6 protein-coding genes are annotated in these 6,635 nt (G+C 61.0%); 3 read left to right on the top strand and 3 right to left on the bottom strand.

The window, feature by feature from the left end; all coding sequences use genetic code 11:
- Window positions 1–1,336, bottom strand: a 1,336-nt coding sequence (locus QZL67_RS02985; protein WP_292919740.1) for an FtsW/RodA/SpoVE family cell cycle protein, incomplete at its 3' end; no start/stop codon positions are given.
- 150 nt (window positions 1,337–1,486) lie between these two features.
- On the opposite strand from QZL67_RS02985, the gene QZL67_RS02980 reads away from it, so the two are divergent.
- The 3 genes from QZL67_RS02980 to QZL67_RS02970 all read left to right on the top strand — a co-directional run bounded on the left by QZL67_RS02980 (window position 1,487) and on the right by QZL67_RS02970 (window position 4,560).
- Window positions 1,487–2,512 (top strand): low specificity L-threonine aldolase, encoded by a 1,026-nt coding sequence (locus QZL67_RS02980; protein WP_022289290.1) that lies wholly within the window; start codon window positions 1,487–1,489, stop codon window positions 2,510–2,512.
- A 180-nt stretch (window positions 2,513–2,692) separates the two neighbouring features.
- On the top strand, window positions 2,693–3,580 hold the full coding sequence (locus tag QZL67_RS02975; RefSeq protein ID WP_022289289.1) for a 4Fe-4S cluster-binding domain-containing protein: 888 nt from the start codon (window positions 2,693–2,695) through the stop codon (window positions 3,578–3,580).
- 62 nt (window positions 3,581–3,642) lie between these two features.
- A complete protein-coding gene (locus tag QZL67_RS02970; RefSeq protein ID WP_022289288.1) occupies window positions 3,643–4,560 on the top strand; it encodes a ketopantoate reductase family protein in 918 nt (305 codons plus the stop codon).
- Window positions 4,561–4,603: 43 nt separating this feature from the next.
- On the opposite strand, the gene selD is transcribed toward QZL67_RS02970, so the two are convergent.
- Window positions 4,604–5,644, bottom strand: coding sequence for a selenide, water dikinase SelD (gene selD, locus QZL67_RS02965; protein WP_022289287.1), 1,041 nt, complete (start codon window positions 5,642–5,644; stop codon window positions 4,604–4,606).
- 28 nt (window positions 5,645–5,672) lie between these two features.
- Window positions 5,673–6,470 (bottom strand): selenium-dependent molybdenum cofactor biosynthesis protein YqeB, encoded by a 798-nt coding sequence (gene yqeB, locus QZL67_RS02960; RefSeq protein WP_022289286.1) that lies wholly within the window; start codon window positions 6,468–6,470, stop codon window positions 5,673–5,675.
- Window positions 6,471–6,635 lie beyond the last annotated feature (165 nt).

Genomic DNA, 6,635 nt, shown 5'->3' with positions numbered 1-6,635 from the left:
GCCCGCGGGAAGCGGCGGCAGACATGGTGCGGGTCTGCTGGTAGCCGGTGGTGGATGCCGCCTCCCAGGCATGTCCCCAGGTGGCAAAGCGGGAGAGAATGTAGGGCTTGAACTTGACGATGATCCCGGCGCCGAACACCGCGCCGCCGCAGATGAGGCTCAGCGTTGCCCAGTCCCCGGAACGGAGGTAGGCGATCACCAGGAAGGTGACAAAGAAGATGGCGGCGGTGCCGAAGTCGCTCATAAGCCCCAGAAGGCCGATACACACACCGGTGAGCACGATGAAAAGCGTCAGGTTCCGCTTGCGGAAAAGCCGCTCCAGTGTGGCCGAACCGGCAAAGATATAGCAGATTTTGGCAATCTCCGAGGGCTGAAAGGAGAGGCCGCCGATGGAGATCCAGTTGACGGCGCCGTATTTGGCGCTGCCCAGCACCAGCGTGATCCCCAAAAGGCCGATGGCCCCCGCCGCCATCAGCCAGCGGATCTTCTGCACCCGTGCAAGATCCCGCAGAAAAAGGCCCAGCACCAGGAAAACCCCCAGTCCCAGGAAGATGGCCAGGAACTGCTTGAACAGGCTCCCCGGAGCACTGGAGGCCGTTACCGAGAGGGAGAGTGTGGAGAGAAAAAATGCGATGGTCTCCAGCTCAAATCCCACACAGCGGGTACACCGCAGCGCCACAAAGTACAGCCACATCAAAATCGTCAGTCCCAAAAAGGCCAGCACGATCTGCGGCGCCTCCTCCGCTCCGCAGGCCACAACCAGCTGCAAGCAGGCCAGCACCTGGAACACCGTCAGTCCCAGGAAAGAGGGCAGGCTGGACACCGGACGCTCCGCCCGGCGCTTTTCCTCCAGTTCCTCCCGCTCTGCCACGGTCTGAGGCAGAAACAGCAGCGGAACCCCTCCAAGGGTAATGGTGTCTCCCAGCTTCACCGGTGCGGAATCCCGCACCTTGTGGCCGTTGACCACGGTACCGCCCTTGGAGCCAAGGTCGTATACCGTCCATTGTCCGTCCTCCCCCCGGCACAGCGCCGCGTGCTGCCGGGAAATGCTGGGGTAGTTCAAAAATACATCCGCGGTTTTTCCCCGTCCGATGATATTTTCCCAGTGGGTCAGCTGCAGCGGCGTGCCGTTGGGAAGGCTCAGCTGGCCCCAGATCTCCGGCGTATGAGGCACCCGCAGCAGGGACCGGAACGCCCGGAACAAAATGAGAAAGGCCACCACCGGGAACAAAAAACGGACGAACGCCGTGTACCAGCTGCCCACCAGCGGATGGGCCGACAAAAATGCGGTGATACCGCTCAGCAGGGTTTGCAGCGGCGCCGACAGGGTTTCCATATCATCCGTCTCCTTTCCTTGTCTTTCATAAGCATTTAGTATAGCATTTTTCCTGCCGGGTGTACAGTCCCGCTTGCAAAACCGCCCTGCTCCCGGTAAAATGAAGTATCAGCGTCTCCCCCTTATTTTATAAATGAAGGAGAATCTCTCATGCTGTCTTTTGAATGTGACTACGCCGAAGGCGCCCACGAGGCCGTTTTGCAGCACCTGCTGGAAACCAATCTTGAACAGCTCCCCGGCTATGGCCAGGACCGCTACTGCGACGCCGCCAAGGAAAAGATCCGTGCCGCCTGCGCTTGTCCGGATGCCGATGTGTTTTTCATCTCCGGCGGCACCCAGACCAACCAGATCGTCATTGACGCCATGCTGCGCCCCCATGAGGGCGTCATCGCCGCGGACACCGGCCACATCAATGGCCACGAGGCCGGCGCCGTGGAGGCCACCGGCCACAAGGTCCTGACCATCCCCCACCGCAACGGCAAGCTGGACGCCGGGGACGTAAGAGACTACTTACAGACTTTCTATGCCAACGACAGCTACTGGCACATGGTGTTTCCCGGCATGATCTATCTCTCCCATCCCTCCGAATATGGCACCCTCTACTCCCGCGCAGAGCTGGAGGCGCTGTCCGCCGTCTGCCGGGAGTTCCACATCCCGCTGTTTCTGGACGGTGCCCGACTGGGCTACGCTCTGGCAAGCCCCGGCAACGACGTGACGCTGCAGGACCTGGCGGCACTTTGCGATGCATTCTACATCGGCGGCACCAAGGTGGGTGCGTTGTGCGGCGAGGCGGTGGTGTTCCCCCGCCACGGTGCTCCCGAGCATTTCGCCACCCTCATCAAGCGCCGGGGTGCTCTGCTGGCCAAGGGCCGGCTTCTGGGCTTGCAGTTTGACGCGCTGTTCACCGACGATCTGTATCTTCGCATCAGCCGAAACGCCATCGCTATGGCCCAGCGCCTGCGGGAGGGCCTGCGCAGCAAGGGCTACCCCCTTTACATGGAAAACCCCACCAATCAGATCTTCGTGATTCTGGACGAGGCCCAGCGCCGCCGCCTGGCCCAGCAGGTCTCATTCAGCTTCTGGGAACCCCTGCCTGACGGCCGCTCCGTGGTGCGTTTTGCCACCAGCTGGGCCACCACAGCCGAGAATGTGGACGCCCTGATCGCATTGCTGTGACCGCCCGCCGCCTGTAAATGCAGCAGGTTTTTCCAATTCGGTTTTTTGTTGGATTTGGCCATCTTTTTTCGTTTTCCTCTTGACCTGTGCTGAAAAAACGATTAAAATATTAGACTGACGTGAATTGCAGATGACATTGAAACTGTCATTTTAACACCTATTTTGAAAGGCCGATTCGACATGAAACATCCCTATAAGACGCGGGAAGGCGGCGCCACGGTAACGATCTTCGTCCCTTATGACTGCAAGAACCATTGTCCCTTCTGCATCAACAAAGGTGAATACGCGGATCTGACGGGCTTTTCCGCCGAAAAAATCTGTGAGAGCATCCGGCGGATGGACGCCATCACACCCAATTGTGATTTTGTGTTTACCGGCGGTGAGCCGCTGGCCAATCTGGAATCCCTCCAGATGATGCTCGACGAGATCCCCACTACCCACAAGGTTTATATCAACACCACCCTGCCGGTGTCCGAGCACCAGCCGGAATCCGACATTCTGGCTTTCATGGAGCGCAACAAGCACAAGATCACCTGTGTCAACGTCTCCCGCCACATGCAGCACTATGTGGTGGAGTCCAACGATGATCTGCTGGCCCGTCTGCCGGTTCCCTTCCGGGTCAACTGCGTGCTCTACAAGAACTACCCTGCCGAGCAGCTGGTGCCCTATATGGAGCGGTTCCGCAAGATCCCCGGCGCCTCCATCCAGTTCCGCTTTGACTACACCGCCACCACGCCGGACAACCTCTACGAGGAAGAGGGCGACAAGATCCTCCAGGATCTCAAGAAGATCGCCCGCTACACCGGTCTGGACGGCTGCCGGATGCGCTGCGGCTTCCACTTTGACTACAAGGGCATGCCTCTGACCTATCACAAGACGCTGCCCTATTCCACCATTGTGGAGCAGGACCCGGATGACGGCGTCACCTACGACATCCTCTACGACATCCTCATCAAGCAGAACGGCGACATCCACTCCGACTGGGATGGGACAATGCTGGATGTGGACGCCTACGAGCACGTCGTGTTCGAGCCCTATGACCTCAAATGGCTGGCCCGGATTGCCTGAAAAACATATGATTGTGAGCGGCGGACTGGTTCCGCCGCTCTTTTTCAAAGGAGCGGCTTTTTATGAAAGAAATCAAGACCGTCGGCGTCATCGGTCTGGGCGCCCTTGGCACATTGTATGCGGTTACACTGACCCAGGCGCTGGGCAAGGACCATGTGCTGGTGCTGGCAGACCGGGAGCGGACAGCGCGTTACCTCCGGGACGGCATGTGGTACAATGGGGCGCGGTGTGATCTGAATTACACCGACGCCGCCTCCGTCACAGAGCCGGTGGATGTACTGCTCTTCGCTGTGAAGTTTACGGGCCTTTCCGCCGCCATAGAGACCTGCCGCCATCTGGTGGGACCGGAGACCACGCTGATCTCGGTTCTCAACGGCATCGCCAGTGAACCCATGCTGGGTGAAGCCTTCGGCATGGAACAGGTGGTCTGGTGCGTTGCCCAGAAAATGTCCGCCCGGAAAGAGGGGAATCACGTCCTCGTGGACCCGGTGGGAGAACTGGCCCTGGGTGTTCCCGCAGGACAGGACGAGACACATCTGCGCCGCCTGTGCGCCTTCTTCGATGCCATCCAGTTCCCCTACGTCCTCCCGCCCGACATCCGCACCCACATGTGGGGAAAGCTGCTGTGCAACACCGGCTGCAACCAGGCCACCATGGTGTTCCAGTGCGATTACAGCGGCGTCCAGGCCCCCGGCAAAGCCCGGGACACCATGCTGGGCGCCATGCGGGAGGTGGTGACCGTGGCCAACGCCGAGGGCGTTCCCCTGTCGGAAGCGGACGTCTCCGCGTGGCTGTCCATCATTGACGGGTTCCCCCCTGACGGAGAGCCCTCTATGCGCCAGGACGGCAAGGCCCACCGCAAAAGCGAGGTGGAGCTGTTTTCCGGCACCATCCGCCGGCTGGCCCAAAAACACAGCATCGCCGTCCCGGTGAATGACTGGCTCTACCAGACCATTCGGGAGAGAGAGGCACAATACTGAGAAAAAAGGACGTTCCCTCAGGGAACGTCCTTTTTCTTCTCTTTCATCGCAGGAAAATCCGTTTTCCGCCCTGGTATTCCCGTACCACGCCGATGCGCTGGGCGCTGGGGACGCAGTTTTTCAGTTCCGCAAACAGCGCATCCGCGTCCGCCGGGTCCACCGCCATCAAAAGCCCGCCGGCGGTCTGGGGGTCGTAAAGAACGTCCTGCCTGCAAAGCTCCGTCTCCCCGGCGTCTACCCAGGTCTCCGCAAAGGAGCGGTTGCGGTACATTCCGGCGGCGAGAATCCCCATCCGGGCCAGTTCCACTGCCTCGGGAATCAAGTCGATATCCGCCACATGGAGTTCCATCTCCACGTCGCTGCCCTGGGCCATCTCACAGGTATGGCCCAGAAGGCCAAAGCCCGTCACATCCGTGCAGGCGTGAACATGATACTTCACCATGGCATCCCGGGCGGCCTTGTTGAGGGTGGTCATCAGCCGCTGGGCCAGGGCCACACTCTCCTCCGAGGCCATCTCCGCCTTGGCGGCGGTGGTGATGACGCCGATGCCCAGAGGCTTGGTAAAGAGCAGCACATCCCCCGGCTTCGCCCCGGAATTGGTGAGCACCCGGTCCGGGTGAACGAAACCCGTCACCGCCAGGCCGTATTTGGGTTCATCATCCAAAATGCTGTGGCCGCCGGTGATGAGAGCCCCAGCCTCGTAAACCTTGTCATACCCGCCGCGGAGCAGCTGATGGACGGTCTCCTTGGGCATGGATTCCGGGATCGCCATGATGTTCAGGCACAGCTTCGGCTCACCGCCCATGGCGTAGACATCCGAAAGGGCATTGGTCGCGGCGATCTGCCCGAAGAGGTAAGGGTCGTCTGCAATGGGCGGGAAAAAATCCACCGTCTGCACCAGGGCCAGGTCGTCACTGACCTTGTACACCGACGCGTCATCGCTCTTGTCAAAGCCCACCAGCAGGTTGGGGTCCTCATGGACCCGGATGCCGTCCAGCAGCTGAGCCAGCACGCCCGCGCCCACCTTGGCGCCGCATCCGGCGCACTTGGCCAGCTTTGTCAGCTTCACTTCATTTTCCGCCATACCGTTGTCCTTTCTGCCGCTTCTGCGGTCACCGTTTCTCCAGCGCGCCGGTGAGGTTCAAAACCGCCTCCAGCACACCGCCGCCCACCGCCAGAGCCTTGTCGCTGGCGCAATAGCAATGCTTGACCTCACACCGGGGGTCGATGTCCCCGGACTTCATGCCCTTGTGGACCGGCGTACCGTCCGCCAGGATGCCCCGCAGGACCCCATCCAACGTGCAGACCATGGGTTCCCCGTTCACTGTGGCGGCTACATCCCCCATCTTCACCTGGGCGCCGATCTCCAGCAGCTGATGGAACACGCCGTCCGCCGGTGCCCGGAGCACCCGTTCTCCGGCAAAGCCGCCGATGAGGCCGGGAATCCCGGTATTTGGGATGGCACTTCCCTCATGGATCACCCGCCCCAGATAGTGGCCCCGCATGGTCTCCACCACCGCATGGCAGTCCACTCCAGCGGTGAACCCCGGTCCCACGCCGATGACCACCGGCGCATCGGTGATCTTCGTGCCCAAGTTCCGCTTGGCCAGGATGGCATCCACCACCGCGTCCGGACGCAGCACCGGGATGCAGCTCCCCTCCGGGTCCGCCAGGACGGGGATGATGCCCTCTTTCAGCACCGCCAGCGCTGCCTCCGGGCTTTCCGTCCGCCGGGCCGTCACATCCTCCACCGTGGTCTCCCCGTGGACAATGGCCTGGGAAAAACATACCGTCCGCCGGATGGCAGTGGGGGCCGGGATGTCCGTCATCACCACCTGAATGTGGGCCCGCCACAGCCGCAGCGCAACACCGCTGGCCAGATCTCCGGCGCCCCGAATCACTACTAACATAAAAAATACTCCCCTCTTTGCAGGCTGCCTGCCAGCACCGGACATTCCAGGAATGCCGCCAGCATCCTGGCGTCCGCCAGTGCCCACAGTGTCTCCACCTGATTGACATACACGCTTGTCTGAAGATTCTCTGCCCGCAAAACCGCCGCCTCCGTCCGGGGAGTG

Origin of the sequence: Oscillibacter sp. CAG:155 (genome assembly GCA_000436875.1) — a bacterium.
Lineage (GTDB): Bacteria > Bacillota > Clostridia > Oscillospirales > Oscillospiraceae > Oscillibacter.
This window is presented reverse-complemented; position numbering and strand designations above follow the sequence as displayed.